Origin of the sequence: Streptomyces rubellomurinus (genome assembly GCF_000961885.1) — a bacterium.
In the GTDB taxonomy this organism is placed as follows: Bacteria; Actinomycetota; Actinomycetes; order Streptomycetales; family Streptomycetaceae; genus Kitasatospora; species Kitasatospora rubellomurina.
Map to the genome: position 1 here is coordinate 1 of NZ_JZKH01000392.1, position 244 is coordinate 244.

Below are 244 nucleotides of genomic sequence, written 5' to 3' on the forward strand. Positions count from 1 at the left end.
CATGATCCCGGTGGACTACGCCTCGCACTCGGCCCACATGGACGCGGTGCGCGACGAGGTCGCCGAACTGTCGGCGAGCGTAAGGCCGTTGGCTGGCCGTGTCGCGATGTACTCCACGGTCACCGGTGAAGTGGTCGCCGAACCGGAGCAGTTGGCGGGTTCGTACTGGTTCGACAACCTGCGCGGCACCGTCCGCCTGGACACGGCGGTCGCATCGGCGGTCGCGGACGGCCACACCCTGTTC

At 68.4% G+C, this 244-nt stretch carries 1 protein-coding gene; it reads left to right on the plus strand.

Translation table 11 applies throughout. The features are described 5' to 3' along the window. A partial coding sequence (locus VM95_RS38330; RefSeq protein WP_045706437.1) for an acyltransferase domain-containing protein occupies positions 1–244 on the plus strand: 244 nt, incomplete at both ends.